1 protein-coding gene is annotated in these 923 nt (G+C 61.1%); it reads right to left on the bottom strand.

Annotated features, from left to right (window positions below; all coding sequences use genetic code 11):
* Window positions 1-923 (bottom strand): immunoglobulin-like domain-containing protein (locus HT737_RS30960; RefSeq protein WP_182404710.1); only part of this gene is annotated, 923 nt, incomplete at both ends.

Raw genomic sequence — 923 nt, 5'->3', positions numbered from 1 at the left:
GGTGTCGACAGTGTCGGTAACGGTGGTCGAAACCGGGGTTTTGTCCGCCACCAGATTTTCGTAGTTGCCGCCGGTCACACCGGTGATCGAGTTGCTCAACGGCTCATGACCGTTAAGCGCATCGTTCGGCGCGGTGGTGGTCACGGTGCCGGTGGTTTTACCCACTTCGATGGTGATCGTCTGACCGTTGGCCAGGGTTACAACAACCGGTGAGCCGGTGACCGGTGCACCGACTGTGGCGGTGTAAGTGACGGTGCCACCTTCAGCCACCGAAGTATCGGCGCTGAGCTTCACGGTCGAAGTATCGATGGTGTCGGTGACTTCGGTCACGGCCGGGACGGTGCTCGGTACCAGATTTTCGAAGTTGCCGCCGGACGCATCCTTGATCGTGACTTCGACTTTGCCGGCGTCCTTGTAGACGTCATCGGCTGGCGCCGGAACGGTCACGGTGCCGGTCGTTTTACCCGCTTCGATGGTGATCACCGCGCCGTTCGACAGGGTCACGGTGACCGGCGTACCGGCCGGGTTGGTCAGCGTCGCGGTGTAGACGATCGAGCCACCTTCCGCCACGGTGCCAGTGGCACTCAGCGACAGATTGGTGGTGTCGACAGTGTCGGTAACGGTGGTCGAAACCGGGGTTTTGTCCGCCACCAGATTTTCGTAGTTGCCGCCGGTCACACCGGTGATCGAGTTGCTCAACGGCTCATGACCGTTAAGCGCATCGTTCGGCGCGGTGGTGGTCACGGTGCCGGTGGTTTTACCCACTTCGATGGTGATCGTCTGACCGTTGGCCAGGGTTACAACAACCGGTGAGCCGGTGACCGGCGCACCGACGGTGGCGGTGTAAGTGACGGTGCCACCTTCAGCCACCGAAGTATCGGCGCTGAGCTTCACGGTAGAGGTATCGATGGTGTCGGTGACTT

The organism is Pseudomonas sp. MD195_PC81_125, assembly GCF_014060985.1.
GTDB lineage: Bacteria > Pseudomonadota > Gammaproteobacteria > Pseudomonadales > Pseudomonadaceae > Aquipseudomonas > Aquipseudomonas parakoreensis.
This window is presented reverse-complemented; position numbering and strand designations above follow the sequence as displayed.